This window comes from Amycolatopsis iheyensis (assembly GCF_024703995.1).
GTDB lineage: Bacteria > Actinomycetota > Actinomycetes > Mycobacteriales > Pseudonocardiaceae > Amycolatopsis > Amycolatopsis iheyensis.
This window is the reverse complement of record NZ_JAMXQV010000015.1, coordinates 159,592-178,417: the sequence shown is the minus strand read 5'-3', so window position 1 is coordinate 178,417 and position 18,826 is coordinate 159,592. Positions and strand designations below refer to the sequence as shown.

General features: G+C 71.3%; 15 protein-coding genes. 2 read left to right on the top strand and 13 right to left on the bottom strand.

What is annotated here, in order from left to right:
* Nucleotides 1–3 precede the first annotated feature (3 nt).
* From M8542_RS27505 to M8542_RS27455, 11 genes are all read right to left on the bottom strand, one after another.
* Nucleotides 4–972 carry an N-acetylglucosamine kinase gene (locus M8542_RS27505; protein ID WP_257923138.1) on the bottom strand — a complete coding sequence of 323 codons (969 nt, stop codon included), beginning with the start codon at nt 970–972 and terminating at the stop codon, nt 4–6.
* Nucleotides 969–2,234, bottom strand: a complete 1,266-nt coding sequence (locus M8542_RS27500; protein ID WP_257923137.1) for a 6-phospho-beta-glucosidase — start codon at nt 2,232–2,234, stop codon at nt 969–971. Before M8542_RS27500 ends, M8542_RS27505 begins: the two co-directional genes overlap by 4 nt.
* Nucleotides 2,231–3,121 carry a carbohydrate ABC transporter permease gene (locus M8542_RS27495; protein WP_257923136.1) on the bottom strand — a complete coding sequence of 297 codons (891 nt, stop codon included), beginning with the start codon at nt 3,119–3,121 and terminating at the stop codon, nt 2,231–2,233. Before M8542_RS27495 ends, M8542_RS27500 begins: the two co-directional genes overlap by 4 nt.
* Nucleotides 3,118–4,113, bottom strand: coding sequence for a carbohydrate ABC transporter permease (locus tag M8542_RS27490; protein WP_257923135.1), 996 nt, complete (start codon nt 4,111–4,113; stop codon nt 3,118–3,120). The genes M8542_RS27495 and M8542_RS27490 overlap by 4 nt, the downstream gene beginning before the upstream one ends.
* Nucleotides 4,110–5,474 (bottom strand): extracellular solute-binding protein, encoded by a 1,365-nt coding sequence (locus tag M8542_RS27485; RefSeq protein ID WP_257923134.1) that lies wholly within the window; start codon nt 5,472–5,474, stop codon nt 4,110–4,112. The genes M8542_RS27490 and M8542_RS27485 overlap by 4 nt, the downstream gene beginning before the upstream one ends.
* A 24-nt stretch (nt 5,475–5,498) precedes the next feature.
* Nucleotides 5,499–6,731 carry an ROK family transcriptional regulator gene (locus M8542_RS27480; protein ID WP_257923220.1) on the bottom strand — a complete coding sequence of 411 codons (1,233 nt, stop codon included), beginning with the start codon at nt 6,729–6,731 and terminating at the stop codon, nt 5,499–5,501.
* Between the two features lie 400 nt (nt 6,732–7,131).
* On the bottom strand, nt 7,132–8,145 hold the full coding sequence (gene nudC, locus M8542_RS27475) for an NAD(+) diphosphatase (protein WP_257923133.1): 1,014 nt from the start codon (nt 8,143–8,145) through the stop codon (nt 7,132–7,134).
* Nucleotides 8,145–9,524: a M16 family metallopeptidase gene (locus M8542_RS27470; protein WP_257923132.1), complete on the bottom strand. Its 1,380-nt coding sequence runs from the start codon at nt 9,522–9,524 to the stop codon at nt 8,145–8,147. The genes nudC and M8542_RS27470 overlap by 1 nt, the downstream gene beginning before the upstream one ends.
* Nucleotides 9,521–10,813 (bottom strand): M16 family metallopeptidase, encoded by a 1,293-nt coding sequence (locus tag M8542_RS27465; RefSeq protein ID WP_257923131.1) that lies wholly within the window; start codon nt 10,811–10,813, stop codon nt 9,521–9,523. Before M8542_RS27465 ends, M8542_RS27470 begins: the two co-directional genes overlap by 4 nt.
* A 9-nt stretch (nt 10,814–10,822) precedes the next feature.
* Nucleotides 10,823–12,397 (bottom strand): DUF2207 domain-containing protein, encoded by a 1,575-nt coding sequence (locus M8542_RS27460; protein ID WP_257923130.1) that lies wholly within the window; start codon nt 12,395–12,397, stop codon nt 10,823–10,825.
* 2 nt (nt 12,398–12,399) lie between these two features.
* The gene (locus tag M8542_RS27455) at nt 12,400–14,109 is read right to left on the bottom strand and encodes a DUF2207 family protein (RefSeq protein WP_257923129.1); all 1,710 of its coding nucleotides are present in this window, start codon (nt 14,107–14,109) and stop codon (nt 12,400–12,402) included.
* Between the two features lie 558 nt (nt 14,110–14,667).
* Between M8542_RS27455 and M8542_RS27450 the strand changes: the two genes are divergently transcribed.
* Nucleotides 14,668–15,858 carry a neutral zinc metallopeptidase gene (locus M8542_RS27450; protein ID WP_257923128.1) on the top strand — a complete coding sequence of 397 codons (1,191 nt, stop codon included), beginning with the start codon at nt 14,668–14,670 and terminating at the stop codon, nt 15,856–15,858.
* A 160-nt stretch (nt 15,859–16,018) separates the two neighbouring features.
* Here M8542_RS27450 and M8542_RS27445 read toward each other — a convergent pair whose 3' ends face one another.
* Entirely contained in the window at nt 16,019–17,008 is a 990-nt protein-coding gene (locus M8542_RS27445) for an RDD family protein (RefSeq protein ID WP_257923127.1), read from the bottom strand.
* Between the two features lie 33 nt (nt 17,009–17,041).
* Here M8542_RS27445 and M8542_RS27440 point away from each other — a divergent pair, with 33 nt between their 5' ends.
* On the top strand, nt 17,042–18,049 hold the full coding sequence (locus M8542_RS27440; protein ID WP_257923126.1) for a stage II sporulation protein M: 1,008 nt from the start codon (nt 17,042–17,044) through the stop codon (nt 18,047–18,049).
* Here M8542_RS27440 and M8542_RS27435 read toward each other — a convergent pair.
* Nucleotides 18,041–18,784, bottom strand: coding sequence for a ricin-type beta-trefoil lectin domain protein (locus M8542_RS27435; protein WP_257923125.1), 744 nt, complete (start codon nt 18,782–18,784; stop codon nt 18,041–18,043). The genes M8542_RS27440 and M8542_RS27435 overlap by 9 nt on opposite strands.
* Between the last annotated feature and the right edge of the window lie 42 nt (nt 18,785–18,826).

Here is an 18,826-nt window from a genome sequence, read left to right as displayed (position 1 = left end):
GGTCTATGCGCGCTGAGTTGCCGCCTTCAACGAGGCCTTCGCGGCCTCGGAAGCGCCCAGCGTGTCGAGCCCGAACAACGCCGCGCCCACCACGGGGTTCACGTCCACCACCCGGACCACCGCCCGCGGCGCGACCTTCAGGCACCGCTTCTCGATCTCCGCGATCACCGGCGCGCCGATCCCGGTCAGGACGCCGCCGCCGAGGACGATCTCGGGGGCGTCTTCGGTCAGGTCCAGCTCGCGGAGGATCACCGCCGCGAAGACGCTGACCTCCTCGACGAACCGCGTCACGATGTCCTGCGCGACCTCGTCGCCCGCCGCGGCCACCTCGAACAGCAGCGGGCACAGCCCGTGGATCGAGGCGGCGGGAATCTCCTCGAAGTGCAGGCCCTGCACGATGTCCAGCAGGGTCGGCTTGCCGAAGTAAGCCGCGACCGCCGCCATCAACGCGGTCCGCGGGCCGCGGCCGTCCTCGGCGCGCACGGCCCACCACAGGGCCTCTTCGCCGAGCCGGTAGCCACCACCCCAGTCGCCGGAGATCTTGCCCAGCGCGGGAAAGCGGTGCACGCGCCCGTCCGGGCCGACGCCGGCGCCGTTGATCCCGGCGCCGCACACCACCGCGACGCCCACCCCCGCGCTGCCCGCCCGGAGCAGCGCGAGGGTGTCGTTGCCGACGGTCAGGGTGTCGCTCCAGCCTCGCGCGGACAGCGCCGCGTGCAACGCTTCCTCCTCGCGCGGGAAGTCCAGCCCGGCGAGGTAAGCGGAGGTGTGCACCGCGAACGGTTTCGCCCCGAAGTCCGGGTACGCCGCCAGGACCAGGCCTTCCAGCGCCGTGACGCACGCCGCGACGCCGATGTTCTGCGGCGACGCGCCGGGGCCTCTCGATTTCCCCAGCACCACGCCGTCTCCCGAGATCACCAGGACCTCGGTCTTGCTGTTGCCGCCGTCGATCGCGATAATCGCAGGTTTCATCCGCGGGCCCAGGGCAAGTACTCGCGGTTGATCTGGACCAGCGAATCGGCCAGCGTGTCGGCCTTCGTGTACTGCCCGACCAGCGGGTGCGCCAGCAGCGCGTCGGCCACGCGGTCGCGGCCGCCCTTGACCGCCGCTTCCAGCGCCAGGAACTCGTACGCCGTGGTCGCCGCGATGAGGCCCGAGAACTGCGGCTCGACGGCGGGCTGCGGGATCGGCGTCGCCCCCTTGGAGTCCACAGTGGATCGTGTCTCGATGACGGCGTCGTCGGGCAGGAACGGCAACGCGCCGTTGTTGCGCACGTTCACCACGTGCTCCTCGGCCGGCCCGCCCGCGGTCAGCGCGTGCACGAGCTGCACGGCGGCTTCGGAGTAGTACGCGCCGCCACGCTTTTCGAGCGACTCCGGCTTCGTGTTCTGCTCGGGGTCGAGGTAGATCTTCAGCAGCTCTTCCTCGACGTCGGACACGACGTCCGCGCGCGGCCGTTCGGTGCGCTGCTTGGTGACCTGCTCGTCGTGCGCGTAGAAGTACTTGAGGTAGTACGACGGCACGACGTTCATCCGCCGCAACCACTTCTCCGGCACGCTGACCTCGTTGGCCAGGTAGTCCAGGTGCTGCTCCAGCAGCTCCGGCAGCCGGTCGACGCCGTCGACGAGCGCGCCGCGCTCCCAGCTCAGGTGGTTGAGTCCGGTGTGGACGAGCTTGACGTCGTCCGCGCCGACTCCCAGGAGCTTCCCGAACTGCCGCTGCAGATTGATCGCGACGTTGCACAGCCCGACCGCGCGGTGGCCCTCGTTGAGCAGGGCGCGGGTGACGATGCCGACCGGGTTGGTGAAGTTGACGATCCACGTGTCGTCGCCGGCGATCTTGCGGACGCGCTCGGCGATGTCGAGCACCACCGGCACCGTGCGCAGGGCCTTCGCCAGCCCACCCGCGCCGGTCGTCTCCTGGCCGACGCAGCCGCAGGCGTGCGGGAACGTCTCGTCCGAGCGCCGCGCCCGCTGCCCGCCGACCCGCAGCTGGATGAGCACGGCCGACGCGCCGTCGACGCCCTCCTCCAGCGACTGCGTGGTCCGGACCTGCGCGGGGTGGCCGGCGTGGTCCAGCAGCCGCTGGCTGAACCCGCCGACAGCCTCGACGCGGTAGGCGTCCGGGTCGACCAGCACGATCTCGTCGACGTCCAAAGTGGAGCGCCGACCGGCGATGCCGTCGATCAGCTCCGGCGTGTAGGTGGACCCGCCACCGACGACTGCCAGCTTCATCCCTTGACTCCCGTGAATGTGATGCCCTTGACGAACGACTTCTGGGCGAAGATGAACAGCACGATGACCGGCGCCATGATGAGGGCCGTGGCGGCCATCGTCAGGTTCCACTCGACGTGGTGCATGCCGCGGAAGGACGCGATCGCCAGCGAAAGCGGCCAGTGGTCGCGGTTTTCCCCGGTGTAGAGCAACGGCCCGAAGTAGTCGTTCCAGGTGAACAGGAAGCAGAACATCGCCGTGGCCGCGATCCCGGGCTTCGCCATCGGGATCAGCACCCGGTACATCGCCTGGAACTCGTTGCAGCCGTCGATCTTCGCCGCCTCGATGTAGTCCTTCGGAATCGTCAAGAAGAACTGGCGGAGCAGGAAGATCGAGAAGGCGTCGAAGAAGAAGTACGGCACGATCAGCGGAACCAGCGTGCCGGTGAGCCCCATCCGCACCCACAGGTCGTACAGCGGCACGATGGTGACCTGCGGTGGCAGCAGCATCGCCGCCACGGTGAGCATGAAGAACAGGTTCTGCCCGCGCCACCGCAGTTTCGAAAGCCCGTACGCCGCCGGGATCGCCGAAAGCAGCGCGCCCGCCGTCGCGACCGTGGAGTACAGCAGGCTGTTGCCGAAGTACTCCAGCAGCGGCGCTTTCTGGAACACCTCGACGAAGTTTTCGAAGTGCCATTCGGTCGGCCACAGGCTCGCCGTCATCGCCTGGTCGCTCTTCATCACCGAGGTGAGGAACACGAACAGCAGCGGCAGCATGAAGATCACGCCGAGCGCGATCCCGACCGCGTGGGTCGCGATGTAGGACAGCCGCTTGTCCCAGGTGCGTTTGAACCGGACCTTCGGCGGCACGCCGGCATCGCGTTGCGGCGCTTCGGCCAACGCGGTCATGCGCCCTCCTCCTGGTGCTGGGACCTCCGCAGCTGACGCACGAGAATCCAGGTGAACCCGGCACTGACGATGAACAACAGCACGGCCATCGCCGCCGCGTAACCCATGTTGAAGTAGCGGAAACCCTGGACGTACAGCCAGATCGGGTACGTCAACGTCGAGTTCTGCGGCGCCCCGATGAGTTTCGAGTTGCCGGCGACGTCCGCGGTCCCCGCCGAAGCCGACGCCGCGACGATCGCCTGCGTGAAGAACTGCAGGGCGTAGATGATCGAGTTGACCACACCGAAGAGCAGCACCGGCGAGATCGACGGCAGCGTGACGTGCCAGAACCGGCGGATCGGGCCGGCGCCGTCGAGCTCGGCGGCCTCGTACTGCTCGGTCGGGACGTCGAGCAGCGCGGCCAGGATGATGATCATCAGCTCGCCGGAGCCCCACAGCGCGAGCAGCGTCAACGCGGGCTTCGACATCGACGGGCTGTTGAACCAGAGCCCGCCGTCGATGCCGACGAGCCGCAGGAACCGGTTGACCGGGCCGAACTCCGGGTTGAACACGAAGACGAACGCCAGGGTCGCCGCCGCGGGCGGGGCGAGGGTCGGCAGGTAGCAGAGCGTCCGGACCAGGCCGACGCCCGACTTGAGCCGGGAGATCACCGACGCGACGCCGAGGGAGAACGCCACCCGGCAGACCGTCAGGATGACGACCAGCCACAGCGTGTTGTACGCGGCCGTGCCGACCAGCGGCTCGCTGGTGAACATCCGGACGTAGTTGTCGAAGCCGATGAACACCGGCGCGTTGATCAGGTCGTACCGGGTGAAGGAGTAGTAGACCGTCGCGATCAGCGGGTAGCCGAAGAAGACCAGGAACCCGACGAACGCCGGGGCCATGAAGAAGAAGACGGTCCGGCGGCGCTTGGCCCGGCGGGCCCCCGTCCGCACCTTGGCAGGTGCGGACGGGGAACCGTCGGTGGTGACGGGAAGGGCCGTGGAGGTCATCCGCCGGCGCCCTTCTGCTTCAGCTCGTCGTTGACCTGCGCGTCGACCGTCTTCAGGCCACCCAGGAGGTCGGGCACGGAGCCGGCCTGCCACTTCTCGGCGAAGTCGTTGACCGCCTTGAGGTGCGCGTCACCGATCGGGGTGGTCTGGTTGGCGACCAGCTTGCCGCTGTCGTAGATCTCGAGGAACGTCTTGAACTGCGGCTGCAGGTCCAGCTTCGGCGAGGTCAGCGACGCCTTGGTGCTGGGCACGTTCTTCAGGCCGTTGGCCATGTCCACCAGGGTGTCGGTGTCCAGGGTGACCTGCTTGATGAGCTCCCACGCGGCGCCGGGGTTCTTGGCGCCCTTGGGGATCGCGATGATCGTGCCGGTGGTGAAGCCGCCGCCGTAGTGGTCGGCCATCGTGTCGAGCACCGGGAACGGCGCGGTCTGGTACTTGATGTCCGGCGCCTGGTCCTTGAGGAAGGCGGTGCGGAACTCGCCGTCGATCATCATGGCGAGCTTGCCCTTCTGGAAGCCGTGGTCGGCGGAGTACTCGTCACCCAGGCCGGCCTTGAACTTCTCGACCTTGTCGTGGCCGCCGTAGAAGTCGATGAGCTGCTTCTGGAAGTCGAACATCGCCTTCCAGCCGGGGTTGGTGGCGAGGTCCGACTTGCCGTCCTGGCCGAGGAAGCTCGCGCCGAAGTACTGCGCCCAGTACTGGGCCTGGTTGGCGTAGAACGGCATCGAGGGCAGGAAGCCGGCGACCTTGATCGAGCCGTCCGGGTTGAACTCGGTGAGCTTCTTGGTGTCCTCGAACAGCTCCGACATCGTCTTCGGCGGCGAGGTGATGCCCTTCGCCGCGAACATGTCGGTGTTGTAGTACATGCCGTAGACGTCCGCGAGCATCGGCATCGCGCACCGCTTGCCCTGGTACTCGGTGTAGTTGCGGACCGCGTCCGGGATCTGGTTCAGGTCGATCTTGTCGCGGTCGATGTAGGGCTTGAGGTCCTGGAAGCTGCCGGTGGAGCACCAGGCGCCCAGGTTGTCGGTGTAGAAGGAGATCGCGACGTCGGGTGGGTTGCCACCGCGGATCGACTGGGTGAGCTTGTCGTCGTCCTGGTTTCCCTCGTGCTTGATCTCGATGTTCGGGAACTTCGCCTTGAGCTTGTTCAGGCCCGCGGTCACCACCCCGTACTCGCGGTCGGTGAACTTGGAGTACACGGTGATCGTGAGCTTGTCGTCCTTGCCGGGCGCCGCGGCCGGGTCACCGCTGCCACCACTGGGTGCGGCGGCGCCGGAGCAGGCGCTGGTCAGCAGGAGGGACGCCGCGGCGGCGGCCGCTAACAGGGCGCCTCGGCGGGTCCGGGTGGTAGGGGGCATGGCCCTCCTCCTCATCGGTGGGGTCTATTCGGTTGGGGACGGGGCGGGACGGGTGTTCGGGACCGCCGCCGCACCGGGCGGAAGTCCGACCGCGGGCCTGCGCGACCCGAGGAGCGTGGGGGTGACGACGCCGAAGACGTCCTCACGGGCGGTGGCCAGCGCGGACTGCAGCGCGCCGGCGCGGACGGCGTTGCCCTGCACCGAAGCGCAGCCGACGGGTGTGCGCGGCAGGACCAGTTCGTGCAGCTTTTCCTGCACCAGCGCGGCGAACTCCTCGCCACCGGCGCGGCTGGTGTCGCCGCAGAGGAGCACGAGCTGCGGGTCGGCGACGGCGACGAGGTTGGCCACTCCCCCGGCGACCCGCCTCGCGAGGTCGTCGAGGAAGGGGCTTCTCCCGGCTTTTTCGACGGCTTCCCACGCGGTCTCGGCCTGGATGCCGTGCGCGGCGGCGAGCCGGCAGATGGCGGGCGAGTCGACGAGGTTGCCGAACCGGGCGCCGGCTTCGGGCCAGACGTCGCCGGTGTCGACGGAGGCCGGGTCGGGCACGCGCATCCAGTCGATCTCGCCGCCCCCGCCGGTGGCGCCGCGCAGCAGCCGCCGCCCGATGACGACCGCGCCGCCGACGCCTTCGGACAGCCACACCATGACGAAGTCGTCGACGTCCTGCGCCTGCCCGACGCTCATCTCCTCGACGGCGACGAGGTTGACGTCGTTCTCGATGAGGACGTCGACGCCGAGCTCGTCGGAGAGCTTCTGCGGGACGTCGAAGCCGAGCCAGCCGGGGATGTGCGGGGCGGAGGAGAGCAGCCCGGTCCGCGGATCGAACGCCCCCTGCGCGCCGATCACGACATGGGCCAGGTCTTCTCTCCTTATTCCGGCTTCTTCGGCAACTCTTTGGAGGGCTTCCCCGAAGGTCCCGACGACGTCGGCGCCTTCGTGCACGGGCAGCGGCGTCCGGTACTCGGCGAGCACGATCCCGGCGACGTCGGCGACGACGAAGTCGGCGACGTGCGGGGTGAGGTCCACGGCGGCGACGAAGGCGAGCGCGCCGTTGGCGGCCCAGAGCTGGGCGCGGGGACCGCGGCCACCGCCTCGCACACCGGCCTTGACGACGAGGTTGTCCTGCTCGAGGCGGGTGATGAGCTGCGCGGTGGCGGGCTTGGAGAGCCCGATGGCGAGCTCCAGCTCGGCGCGGGTCAACGGGCCCTCACGCAGGAGGACCTCGATGGCGGCGCGATCGTTGATCTCGCGCAGCATCCGCGGGCTACCGGCTCGCACTCGTTGCTCCCGACTTAATTAGGATACTTTACAGACGGTTTCGCAGGACTGTAGTGAGCCGGAGCACAGCCGTCAACGGGCTCCGGAAACGGGGAGGTAACGCTTGGCGGGGGTCTAGGCCGGTCGGCGGGCGCACCGGTGAACGAGTTGCGCCGGGTGCGTGGGGCTTGGTCAACGGATTTCCGGTTGCGCGGACCGGCCCGGGCCAAGCGCCCCAATGTGGCCTTCGGTGCGTGAGACGCACCCAATGTGGCCTTCGGTGCGTCTGACGCAACCAAGGCCACATTGGGGCGCTCGGGGTCCTGGGTGCGTGGGGCGCGACGAAAACGGCCCCGGCGGGAAGCCGGGGCCGTTCGTGGTCGCGCTCTGTGGTGGGCGGTTACTCCTCCGCGTCCGCCCAGGCCTTGAGCATCACGCGGGCGATGGACGAGTTCCCCGGCAGGATGATCTCCGCCGCCCCGTTCGCGATCGGCGTCGGCTTCGCGACCCGCGCCGCACTGTTGGCGAACGCCGCGCGCACCTCCTCACGCGACACCCACAACGCCTCCTCGATCTCCCCGTCAGCGGGCACGAGCGGCAGCGAACGATCCGCCCGCGCGGTGAACCCGAGCATGATCGACCGCGGGAACGGCCACGGCTGGCTCCCGAGGTACCGGACGTCGGACACCGACGCCCCGACCTCCTCGCGGATCTCCCGCAGCACGCACGCCTCGAGCGACTCGCCCGCCTCCACGAAACCCGCCAGCACCGAGTACCGCCCGGCCGGCCAGATCGGCTGACGCGCCAGCAGCACGTGCGATCCGTTGGTCCCCTCCGTCGAATGGACCAGGCAGATCACCGCCGGGTCCGTGCGCGGGTACTCCTCGCGGCCGTCGTTCGTGCACTTGCTCGCCCAGCCGAACTGGACCAGCTCCGTCGGGTGACCGCACCGCGTGCAGAACTTCGCCTGGCGACGCCAGTTCCGCAACGCCTGCGCCGTGGTGAACAGCCCGGCCGACGTGTCGTCCAGGAGGTCGCCGTAGCCGCGCAGCTCGACCCAGACCTCGCCGTCGACCAGCGGGACCTCCTCGACGAATCCCCAGCTGCCCGCCATCTTCACCGTCTGGGCGTCACCCGACGGGCCGCCCGGCAGCGACCAGTAGTCGGTGTCCTGCCACTCGCCCAGGAACACCGCGTCCTCCGGTGGCGAAGCGCCGAAGTCGATCGCCTTGCGGAACGCCAGCACCGAAGAACCCTCGACGACCGGGGTGCGCCCGGCGTCGTCCAGCAGGACGACCCGGGCGTCGGACCACTTCGCCAGCAGTCGCGAAGGGTTGGTGCGCAAGCCTTCCTGCCGGTCCACAGTGGACCGGGACAGGGTCGGCAGGTCCCCCAGCGAAAACGGGACGGACATCAGGCCGGCTCGCCCACGACGACGTCGCCGAGGGCCACGAGCTTGTGTTCCAGCACCGCCGCGTCACCGACCACCACGCCCGTGAACCGCTTGGGGGCGAAGTACTTCAGCGCCGCTTCCGCGACGTCGTCCGCGGTCACCGCGGCGACCCGCGCCGGGTGCTCGTTCAGCCACTCCAGGCCCAGCCCGGTCGACGCCAGCGCCAGCACCTGCCCGGCCAGCCCGCCCTGCGACGACGTCGAAGTCAGCAGCGAGCCGATCGCGTACTGCCGCACCGATTCCAGCTCGTCGCCCGACGGCGGGACCTGGCCGAGGCGGCCCAGCTCGTAGCGGGTCTCCAGCAGCGCCGGCGCGGTCGCCTCGGTCGCGGTGTCCGCGTCCACGTTGACCACCGCGGTGCCCTCGGTGAACTCGAACCCGGAGTGCGCGGAGTAGGTGTACCCCTTGTTCTCGCGGATGTTCTCCACCAGCCGCGACGAGAAGTACCCGCCGTAGGCCAGGTTCGCCAGCTGCAGCGCCGCGTAACCCGGGTCGGTGCGCGGCACGGTCTGCGCCGAAAGCCGGATCTGCGACTGGACGGCCCCGGCGCGCGGCACCAGCAGCACGTTCGGCCCGGTCAGGTCCGGCAGCGCGGGCAGCCGCACGGCCGAGCGGTCGGACGCCCAGCCGCCGAACACCTTCTCCAGCTCGCCGATGACGCCGGCCGGGTCGATGTCGCCGACCAGCACCATGACCGCGCCCCGCGGCAGCACCGACGCCTGGTGCAGCGCGCGGACCTGCTCGGGCGTCACGACCGCGACGTCCTCGGCGCGCGGCACCTCGCGGGTGGCCGGGTGGTCGCCGTAGCGGTGCTTCTGCAGCGCCTCCCGTGCGATCGTGCGCGGCTGGGTGCGCGAGACGGCGATCCGCTCGACGAGCCGCTCCTTCTCGCGGGCGATCTCGTCGTCGGCGTAGGTCGCTCCAGTGAGGACGTCGCCGAGCACGTCGAGGAACGTCGGGAGCTTGTCGGCGAGCGCGGATCCGGTCAGCACCAGGCGTTCCGGGTCGACGCCGGCGCCGATGTCGCCGCCGATCAGCGCCAGCTCGGCGTCGATCTCGATGCGGTTGCGGCGCTCGGTGCCGGTGAGGATCGTCTCGGCGAGCACCTCGGCGGTCGCCGGGTGCAGCGCGTCGTCACCCGCGAACGGGATCCACAGCCGCGCCTCGACCATCGGCACGGTCGCCTTGCGCACGGCCACCACGCGCAGGCCGTTGGCCAGCGAAGTGTCCACATGGGACAGATCGGCGGCGGCGCGCTGCTCGCCCAGCGGGGGCAGCGGGCGCGGCCCCCGCGCGGTGCGGCCGATTTCCTCCGCACTGCGGTGCGTTGCAGAAGTCACTGCTCGTTGGTCCCTTCCGAAGCGGGCTTGACCACCAGGACGGCGCGCGCGTCGGGGCGCAGCGCCTTCGCCGCCGCCGAAACGGCTTCCGAGGTGACGGCGGACATCCGGTCCGCGAGCTTGTACACCAGCGACGCGTCGCCGTAGAGCAGCTCGAACGAGCCGAGGGCCAGCGTCCGGGACACCAGCCTGTCGTGCTCCGAGTGCAGGCTCGCCGTCCAGCGGGCGGTGACCTTGCGCAGCTCTTCCTCGCTCGGCGGGGTCTCGGCGAGCTTCTCCAGCTCGTCGTCCAGCGCGGCGAGCACGCGCTCGCGCGGCACCTCGTGCGGGTGGATCAGGGTGACGGTGAACGTGTCGGGGTCGCGGGCCTCGAACGGGCCGAACAGCCCGGCGCCGGCGCCGATGTCGACGACCAGCGGTTCCTTGTGGACCAGCCGCTGCTGCAGCCGGGAGCCGTCGCCGTCGGTGAGCACACCGGCCAGCACGAGGTAGGCCAGGTAGCTGTCGACGTCGTTGATCGGGTCCGGCATCCGGTAGCCGATGCCGAGCGCAGGCAGCGGGGCGTGCGGGTCTTCGACCTCGCCGCGCAGCTCAGTGGTCGGCAGCGGCTCGGCGAACGACGGCCGCTGCGGCGCGGGCCGGTGCGGGACGTCGCCGAAGTGCTGCTCGATCAACGCCTTGGCGGTGTCCACCTCGAAGTCACCGGCCACGGTGAGCACGGCGTTCGCCGGCGCGTAGTAGGTGTCGAAGAACGCCGCGCAGTCTTCGACCGTGGCGCTCTCGAGGTCCTCGAAGCCGCCGTAACCGTTGTGCGCGTTGGGGAACGTCGAGTACAGCACCGGCGGCAGGGTGATCCAGGGGAACCCGCCGTAGGGCCGGTTCAGCACGTTCAGCCGGATCTCTTCCTTGACGACGTCGATCTGGTTCGCCAGGTTTTCGGCGGTCAGCTTCGGCGCGCGCATGCGGTCGGCCTCGAGGAACAGCGCACGCTCGAGCGCGGCGCTCGGCAGCACCTCGAAGTAGTCGGTGTAGTCCGGGTGGGTGGACCCGTTGAAGGTGCCCCCGCTGGACTGCACGTGCCGGAAGTGCGCGAGCTTCTCGAGGCTCTCGGAGCCCTGGAACATCAGGTGCTCGAAGAGGTGCGCGAAACCGGTGCGCCCCTCCGGCTCGGAACGGAAACCCACGTCGTAGTGCACGCTGACGCCGACCACCGGCGCGGTCGCGTCGGGTGCCAGCACCACGCGCAGACCGTTGTCGAGGGTGTATCGGACGAGCTCGGGATCGGCCATGGCCCCACCCTACGACGGCTCGGCGCCTCCTGGCTTCCCGGCTGGCGGGTGAGAACCGGTGTCCGCGGCCGCGGTGGCGAGCAGGCGCCCGCGGCGGGCAGCCGCGAACGTGCCCACGAGCGCGGTCGCGAACGATCCGGCCTGGTCAGGCGTGATGTCGCCGTCGTGCCAGTACACCGGCGGCGGGTGCTTCAGACCGTCGAAAGCGGCCACCCACGGCCCCAGTTCGCCCAGAGCTGACGCGTACGGCAGGGCGCGGGAGAACACCAGCTCCCGCTGGAGCTTGTCGAGGTCCTTCGGCCGCGCCGAGGCGAGCTCCTCGGCGACACCGTGCAGGCGGCGCGCGACCTCGTCACCCGCGCGGCGGCGTGCGGGCAGCGCGGCCGAGACGGCGACGGCGGCGGCCCCGGCCAGGACGACGATGACGCCGAGCTGGGCGTACCCGGCGGTCAGCGCGAGCAGGACGGTCAGGAACACGCCGTAGAACACGACCCGGATCCCGGCGCGCCGGAGCCGCCCGGTCGCGAGCCAGCCGCGGCCCGCGAGGTCGGCGGCCAGCTCGGCGAGGGGAAGCTCGACGTGCCGCTGCCGCAGTTCGGCGAGGGTCACCGACTCCCCCGGCAGCACGGCGTCGAAGACGGCGCGTTCGAAGGGTGTCAGGTGCTCGTCGGGCGGGTTGCGGCGCAGCAAGCGGGAGCCGTCGGTGACCCACACGTAGTTGCGGACGACGAGGTCGAGCACGGTCGCGGCCAGGTCGGCGGGCCCGGCCCGGCCGTGCAGCAGCAGTCCGGCGTGCCCGGGCAGCACCCCGGCCGGCGACGCGAACTCCCCCGTCGCTTTCACGTGAAAGCTCCCACCTGGAAGCGTCGCTTTCACGTGAAAGCTACGCCGGCGGGCGAGGAGGACCCAGCTGGCCGCGGCGAGCAGGAGCGCGCCGAAGGCCGCCCAGGCCCAGGCGACCGGGGTGGTGACCACGAACGCGCCGGCGAGCGTCTTCGCGGGGACCAGGTCCTCGTTTTCCGGGACGGTGCCCGCCGGCAGCTCGACGGTCGCCGTCATCCGCCGGCCCGCGGGGAGGTTCTGCTCGCTGAACCGGGTCAGCCCGGCGTGGTCGATCTGCGCGGCCGCGCACGGCGAGGCGTCGACCAGGCAGTCGACGGCGATCGGGATCTCGGGCGCCGCGAAGGACGCCCGGACGAACTTCAGGTCGGTGCTCCAGCCGCCGGCCGGCTCCCAGGTGACCCGGCTATCGGCGACCGCACCGTCCACTGTGTACCGGACGATCGACGTGCCGGTGAGGTGGACGGTGAAGGCGTCCGCGTCCACCTGGGCGTTGCCGCTGCCTTCGACGACGACGTCGCGGACGTGGTAGCGCCGGTCCCGGTGGTGCGGCGCGGCGACCCGCAGCGGGACGCGGCGGTCCATCGTGACGCCGTCGGGCACGGAGATCGCTTCGACGACCGAAAGCGCGCCGTCGCGCTCGACCTTGAGCTGGATTTCGGCGCTCTGCGGCACGGTGGGCAGCGGCGGCTGGTCGACCGGCGCCGCGGCCAGGAAGAGCGCGAGCGCCGCTCCCGCGAGCACGGTCAGCGGGACGCGCGGCCGGACTCGGTGAGCAGCCCGTCGAGCGCGGTCAGGAACGACGGGAAGTGCGCGCCGAACCGGCGCAGGTCGTGGTCGGCCTCCATGCCGCCGTACCAGTAGAGCCCGGCCGAGCCGTCGGACGCCGGGTTGAGCGCGGCGAAGGCGCCCAGCCAGCGTTCGGTGTCGCCGAGCACCACCGCGTACGGCAGCGACCGCGAGAACACCAGCTCCCGGTCGGCCGGCGGGATGTCCTCGGCCCTGGCGTGGTGCAGGTAGTCGAGCAGGCCGCGGACCTGGCCGACGAGCGCGCGGCCGCGGGCGGTGCGCGAGGGCAGCAGGGCGGCCGCCGCGGCGACGGCGAGCCCGGCCAGCGCGACGGCGACGCCGAGCAGCGCTTCGCCGACGGTGAAGGTGAGGACCGCGGTGGCGACCGCGCCGAGCGCGAAGATCCCGGCGCCGAGCCAGGTCAGCCGGCCTCGGGCGGTGTCGGGACGGCGGGAGAACCAGCGCTTGGTGACGACGTCGGCGTACATGGCGTCGCTGATCTTGCGCAGATCGAGGCCGCCGCGGGCGCGCAGCTGCGAGACGAGCACGGCGTCGGTGCCCGGCGGCAGCAGCGTCTCGTAGACGGCGCGCTCGAAGTCGTGCAGGTGCTCGTCCGGCGGGTTGCGGCGGGCGAGCTGCCAGTCGTTGCCCGGTGCTTCGGCGAGCCACAGGTAGTTGCGGACGGCGAGGTCGACGACGGTGGCGCTGATGTCCACGACGTCGACGGTCTCGTCGACGACCGTGCCGACCTGGCCGGGCAGCACGCCGTCCGGACTGGCGAAGAAGACGCGGTCGCCTTCGCGCAGGAGGACCTCGACCGGGCCGGTGGCGGCGGTGAGCGCGCCCTTGTCTTCCTTCCGGCGGCGCCACACGAAGATCGCGCCCGCGATGAGGAAGACGATCAGCAGCGCGAAGACGACGCCGGTCAGCGGGGTGAACGCGAAGGCGGTGGCGAAGAGGCCGACGTCGGCGAACTTCGCGTTGGCCGGGGTGGTGCCGGCGGGCAGGCCAACGAGCAGGTCGACGCGATCACCCGGCTGGACGTCGTTCTGTTCGAGGCGGACGACACCGGTGTGGTCGAGCTCGGCGAGGGTGCAGCGCCGGCTGGAGCCGATCGGGCCGGCGAAGCAGTCCACAGGGGACAGTCGCGGCGACGGGGCCAGGAAGGACGCGGTGACCTTGGCGACCGGGGCGTCGAAGCCGCTCGCGACCTGCCAGCGCGCCTGCTGGCGGCCGCTCTGGTCGGCGATGGCGCCGTCGACGAGGTAGCTGACGGTGGAGCTGCCGCCGGTGAAGGTGAGGACGAGCTGGTCGCCGGTGAGCCGGCTGGTGGCGGCGCCTTCGGTCTTGATGTCCCGGACGGCGAAGACGCGGTCCTGGTCGTCGCCGGCGGAGACCTTGAGAGGGACGCGCGAGGTCAGCTGCCGGCCGCCGGGCACGGTGACCTTCTCGGTGACCTGGAGGGCGCCGTCACGAAGGACTTTGAGGGCGACATCGGCGGCGGCGCCCTCGAGCGGCTGGACGTCCTGGCCGCCGAGTTGCTGGGGCTGCTGGGTCTGCGCGGTGGGCTGGTCCGGCAGGACGGGTCCGGCGGAGGGCCCCTGGGCACCGAAGAGCTGCCCGACGGCCACGACGACCGCGGCCGCTGTCCCCCAATTCCTCAACACAGCACCACACCTTAGAGCACTCGATCTATGCTGACGCCCGGAACGGCGAGATCTCCGCAGGTACGCCGCGTCCGACGGGGAAAGCGCACGGGGGGTTCCACAAAGATGACGCAAGGCCCGCACGACCCGCGACGGCCGACGCCGCCACCGGGACGGCCACCGTTGCCGCCGCCGGGGGTGCGGCCGTTGCCGCAGGGGCGGCCGGGGACGGGCGGCGCGCCGGGGCAGGGCGGCGCGGCCCACGGGCCGCAAGGTTCCGGTGGGGCCGCGGGCCAGGGACAGCAAGGCCCCGCAAGCGCGCCGAGCCAAAGACCTGGCGGCGCGCCCGGGCAAGGCGGGTCCGCCCACTGGCCGCAAAGTCCCGGTGGGGCCGCGAGCCACGGACAGCAAGGCCCCGCAAGCGCGCCGAGCCAACGGCCCGGCGGCGCGCCAGGGCAGGGCGGGCCGGCGCATCGACCGCAGAGCCCCGGGCCGCAACCGCCGCACAGCCCCGGTGCTCAACCACCGCACGGCCCCGGACCGCAGCTGCCGCACGGGCCTGGTGGCCAGCCGCCCAGCATGCCCTTTCCAGGGCAGCCCTCCGGGCCGTACCCCCGCCAGGGCACCGCGCCTTTCGCCCCGCCCCCGGCCCGACCCCCGCTGCCGCCACCCGCCGCGGCCGCGCCACCCGTCTTCGCCCCGCAGTACCCCGGTCCCGCCCCCGGCTACCTCGGGCCGCGGTTCGCTCCCGGCTACACCCCCTACGTCCGGAAGAAGTCCAACACCGGAGTCATCGTCGCCGTCGCGATCATCGGGATCGTCGCCGTTGTCGGGGGGCTGGTCGCCGCCGTCGCGTTGATCGGGGGGAACACCCGGCACGTCGCCGATGCCGGGTACTCCAGCAGCTACCCCAGCGACACCTACTCCCCCACCTACACCACCGGCGAAACCACCGAAACCACGTCGTCGACCGAGGAAACCACCACCTCGGCGACGTCCGAGCGCGAGACCCCGACGTCGCAACCCCCGCGTGGCCCGCGGTCGGTGGTCGCGACCGGGAACAACCCGCTGTTCGGCGGCGCCGACTACGGCCTGCAGAACATCCCGTGCTCCCTGAGCCGCTGGGCGACCGACCAGGCCAGCGCCCAGCGCTTCTTCCAGTCCGGCATCGCCTGCCTCGACGCGATGTGGTCGAAGATGCTGGGCGGTGTCGACCTGCCTTTCGAGACGCCCAAGCTGTCCGTGCCGCGGTCGATCTCCGAGTCGTCGACCCCCTGCGGCAGCGGCGGCACGGCCACCGGTGTCACGCCGTTCTACTGCCCGTCGAACAACACGATCTACATGCCGATGGACCGCATCGAGATCGACCAGTGGGGCAACCACCCCGGCCCGTACCTGGCGAGCCTGGCCCACGAGTACGGCCACCACGTGCAGAACATGTCCGGCATCTCCGAGGCGTACGGCAACCAGCGCTACGACGCGGGCGCCGACTCGGCGGCCGGCCTCGAGCTGTCCCGGCGCATGGAACTCGAAGCGCAGTGCTTCTCGGGCATGTTCCTCGGCTCGGCGTCGGTCTCGGGCGGCTCGGTCGACAAGAACATCTACAACGAGGCCTGGAACGCCCAGGACCGCGGCGACGACTACGCCCGCAACGGCAAGCGCGACCACGGCAGCGCCAAGCACAACATCTCATGGTGGCAACACGGCGCGACGACCAACCGCAACCAGCAGTGCAACACCTGGCTCGCCGCCGCGGGAGACGTTTCCTAGCGCCCCAATGTGGCGTTGGGTGCGCCCAACGCACCCAATGTGGCGTTCGGTGCGCCCAACGCACCCAATGTGGCGTTCGGTGCGCCCAACGCACCCAATGTGGCGTTCGGTGCGCCCAACGCACCCAACGCCACATTGGGGCGCTTGAAGCCGGGCCCGGTCAGCTCGGCGGTGTGAACGGGTTCTCGACGGCGGGCGTGCCAGACGGCGGGGTCGGCGGCTCCGGCTGGCCTGGCTGAGCGGCGGGCCCGGCGAAGCCGGCAGGCGCGGCCGGAGCGGCGGCGTAGCCGTAGCCCGGCTGAGCCGGTGCGACGGCAGCGAAGCCGGCCGAGCCATACCCACCAGCAAACGTCTGCCCCCGCGCCGCCTCGACCTGCGCCGTGTACGCCTGGAAAGCCCGCGCGTGATCTCGCCGACGCCGCTCCGCCAGCACCGCCGCCAGGAACGCCCAAGCCGGCACCCCAGCGGGCACCGGCGTGCCGAGCGCGTTGCCGACCTGCTGCGCGAGCCCCCACCCCAGCGCGTGCGACGCCTCCGGTCGCAGCTGGCCGAAGCGGGCCAGGAACTGGCGGCTCGCCAGCGCGAGGTCGTCCGGCAGGCGGGTCAGATCGAGCTGGGACGCCCAGCCCTCCAGCCCCGGCGGCATCCCGATCGCCGGGTAGCCGGCACTCTCCGGGACGCGCTCGCGGACCACCAGCGTCCCCGCCAGGAAGTCGCCGACGCGGCGGCCGTCCGACGAGCACAGCGACACGATCACCGCCACCGCGCCGAACAGCCCCAGCGTCCAGAAGTCCACGACGAACCCCGCCAACCCGCGCACCAGCGCGTGCCGGAAGCGGATCGGGCCGCCGTCGACGCGCACCACCCGCAGGCCCACCGCCAGCTTGCCCAGTGAACGGCCGCGCGAGAGCGTCTCGAACAGCACCGGGTAGCCGACCATGATCAGCACCAGGAACACCAGCGTGAGGGTCAGCGCCAGTGACTCGTCGGCGTCCGGGAGCGCGAACGACAGCACCAGGATCGAGCCCAGCAGCAGCGCGAACTGCACGAGCACGTCGAGCGCCATCGCCAGCGCGCGGCTGGCGAGCTTGGCCACGCGCAGGTCCAGGACGACGGCTTCGCCGGTGACCAGCTCGGATTCCTCGTGCACGCCGCCCAGCGTAGCCACGGCTAGGGTGGCGGAGTGGATGTGGACGTCTTCGTCGCGGCGCACACGGCGGAGTGGACCCGGCTCGGCGAGCTGACGCACCGCGGCGGCAAGCTGACCGGTGCCGAAGCCGACGAGCTGGTGACGCTCTACCAGCGGACCGCGACGCACCTGTCGATCGTGCGCTCGGTCGCGCCCGACCCGGCGCTCGTCGGCCGGCTGTCCGGGCTGGTCGCCCGCGGCCGGAGCGCGATCTCCGGGTCGCACAACCCGGCCTGGCGCGAGGTCGCGGTGTTCTTCACGCGCCGGTTCCCCGCCGCCGTCTACCTGTCGCGACGCTGGTGGATCCCCGCCGCGCTGGTGTCGATCGCGGTGATGGCGGTGATCGCCGTCTGGGTCGCGGGCGACCCGCACGTCCGCGCGTCGATCGCCACGCCGGACGGGCTCGACCAGCTCACCAAGCCCGGCGGCGAGGCGGAAAGCTACTACTCGACGGGCCCGGCGACGTCGTTCGCGGCGCGCGTGTGGACGAACAACGCCTGGGTGGCGGCGACCTGCCTGTTCCTCGGTGTCGCGCTGGGCCTGCCGGTGATCGGCGCGCTCTGGATGAACGCGCTCAACGCGGGGGTGATCATCGGCGCGATGAGCGCGGCCGGCCGCGGCGACGTGATGATCGGCCTCCTGCTCCCCCACGGCCTCCTGGAGCTGACAGCCGTGTTCGTCGCGGCGGGCACCGGGCTGCGGCTCGGCTGGACGGTGCTCGACCCCGGCCGCCGCTCCCGGACGAAAGCACTGGCCGAGCAGGGCCGGTCGGTGGTGGTGATGGCACTCGGGCTGGCGTGCGTGCTGTTCGTGTCCGGGATCATCGAGGCGTTCGTGACGCCGTCGGGCTGGCCGACGTGGGTCCGCGTCGGCATCGGCGCGCTGGTCGAAGTGTTGTTCCTGGGCTACGTCTTCACGCTCGGCCGCCGGGCCGCGAAAGAAGGCGAAGTCGGCGACCTCGACGCGCGCGACGCCGGCGACGCGCTGCCCGAGTCAGCATAGGCAGGACCCCTCGAAGGCGATCGACGATCCGTCGTCCAGTCCCGCCGTGCCGACGAACCGCGCTTCGAACTCGCCCACCTCGGTCAGCGTCAGCTTCGGGCTCGACGCCGACCCGTCCGCGCCCGTCTTGACCGTCACCGTTTCCGCGCCCCCTTCGAAGACCAGCGCGTTCTTCGGGCGGGCCGCGCGGACGAAGAACGTCACCGGCACGTCGGCCGCCGGCTGGCCGTTCTCGCCGATCACCCGGACCACGAACGGCGCGCCGGGGTCCTTCGACGCCAGGCGCTGGCCGTTGCCGGACAGGATGGCCAGCGTCCGGCCGCCCGCGGCCCACGTGTTCGCGATGCCCGTCAGCGAACAGACTTCCTGGTACAGCCGGGCTCCCGCGACGGAGTCCTCAGCGGTCAAACACCTCGCGGTCGCGACGTTCGCGATCTCGACCAGCCCCGGCAGCCCGGCCACGCGCCGCCACGCCTGGTGCTTGTCCGCGTCGGCGCAGGCGGCCAGCTTCACCGCGACCCCGTCGACCGGGCTCGCCGCCGTCAAGCACTGTCCACTTGCGACATTCGTGAAGTGCTGCCCGGCGTACGTCCACTTGGCACCCGGATCGGCCGCGTCCGCCAGCACCGGCTGACCGGAAACCACCGCGAGCGAAAGCTTGCCGCCGCCGTCGGCCAGGTAGACCGGCGAACCGTCGGACGCGGGCGCCGAAGCGATCGCCAAGGCCACAGCCATGAGCTTGAACATGCTTCGGGCTTAACAAAGCCGAGGACCCCG

Coding starts and splice junctions, on each gene's coding strand:
- M8542_RS27505 (WP_257923138.1), bottom strand. CDS start 972: ATGAAACCTGCGATTATCGCGATCGACGGCGGCAACAGCAAGACCGAG.
- M8542_RS27500 (WP_257923137.1), bottom strand. CDS start 2,234: ATGAAGCTGGCAGTCGTCGGTGGCGGGTCCACCTACACGCCGGAGCTG.
- M8542_RS27495 (WP_257923136.1), bottom strand. CDS start 3,121: ATGACCGCGTTGGCCGAAGCGCCGCAACGCGATGCCGGCGTGCCGCCG.
- M8542_RS27490 (WP_257923135.1), bottom strand. CDS start 4,113: ATGACCTCCACGGCCCTTCCCGTCACCACCGACGGTTCCCCGTCCGCA.
- M8542_RS27485 (WP_257923134.1), bottom strand. CDS start 5,474: ATGCCCCCTACCACCCGGACCCGCCGAGGCGCCCTGTTAGCGGCCGCC.
- M8542_RS27480 (WP_257923220.1), bottom strand. CDS start 6,731: ATGCTGCGCGAGATCAACGATCGCGCCGCCATCGAGGTCCTCCTGCGT.
- nudC (WP_257923133.1), bottom strand. CDS start 8,145: ATGTCCGTCCCGTTTTCGCTGGGGGACCTGCCGACCCTGTCCCGGTCC.
- M8542_RS27465 (WP_257923131.1), bottom strand. CDS start 10,813: ATGGCCGATCCCGAGCTCGTCCGATACACCCTCGACAACGGTCTGCGC.
- M8542_RS27450 (WP_257923128.1), top strand. CDS start 14,668: ATGCCCTTTCCAGGGCAGCCCTCCGGGCCGTACCCCCGCCAGGGCACC.
- M8542_RS27435 (WP_257923125.1), bottom strand. CDS start 18,784: ATGGCTGTGGCCTTGGCGATCGCTTCGGCGCCCGCGTCCGACGGTTCG.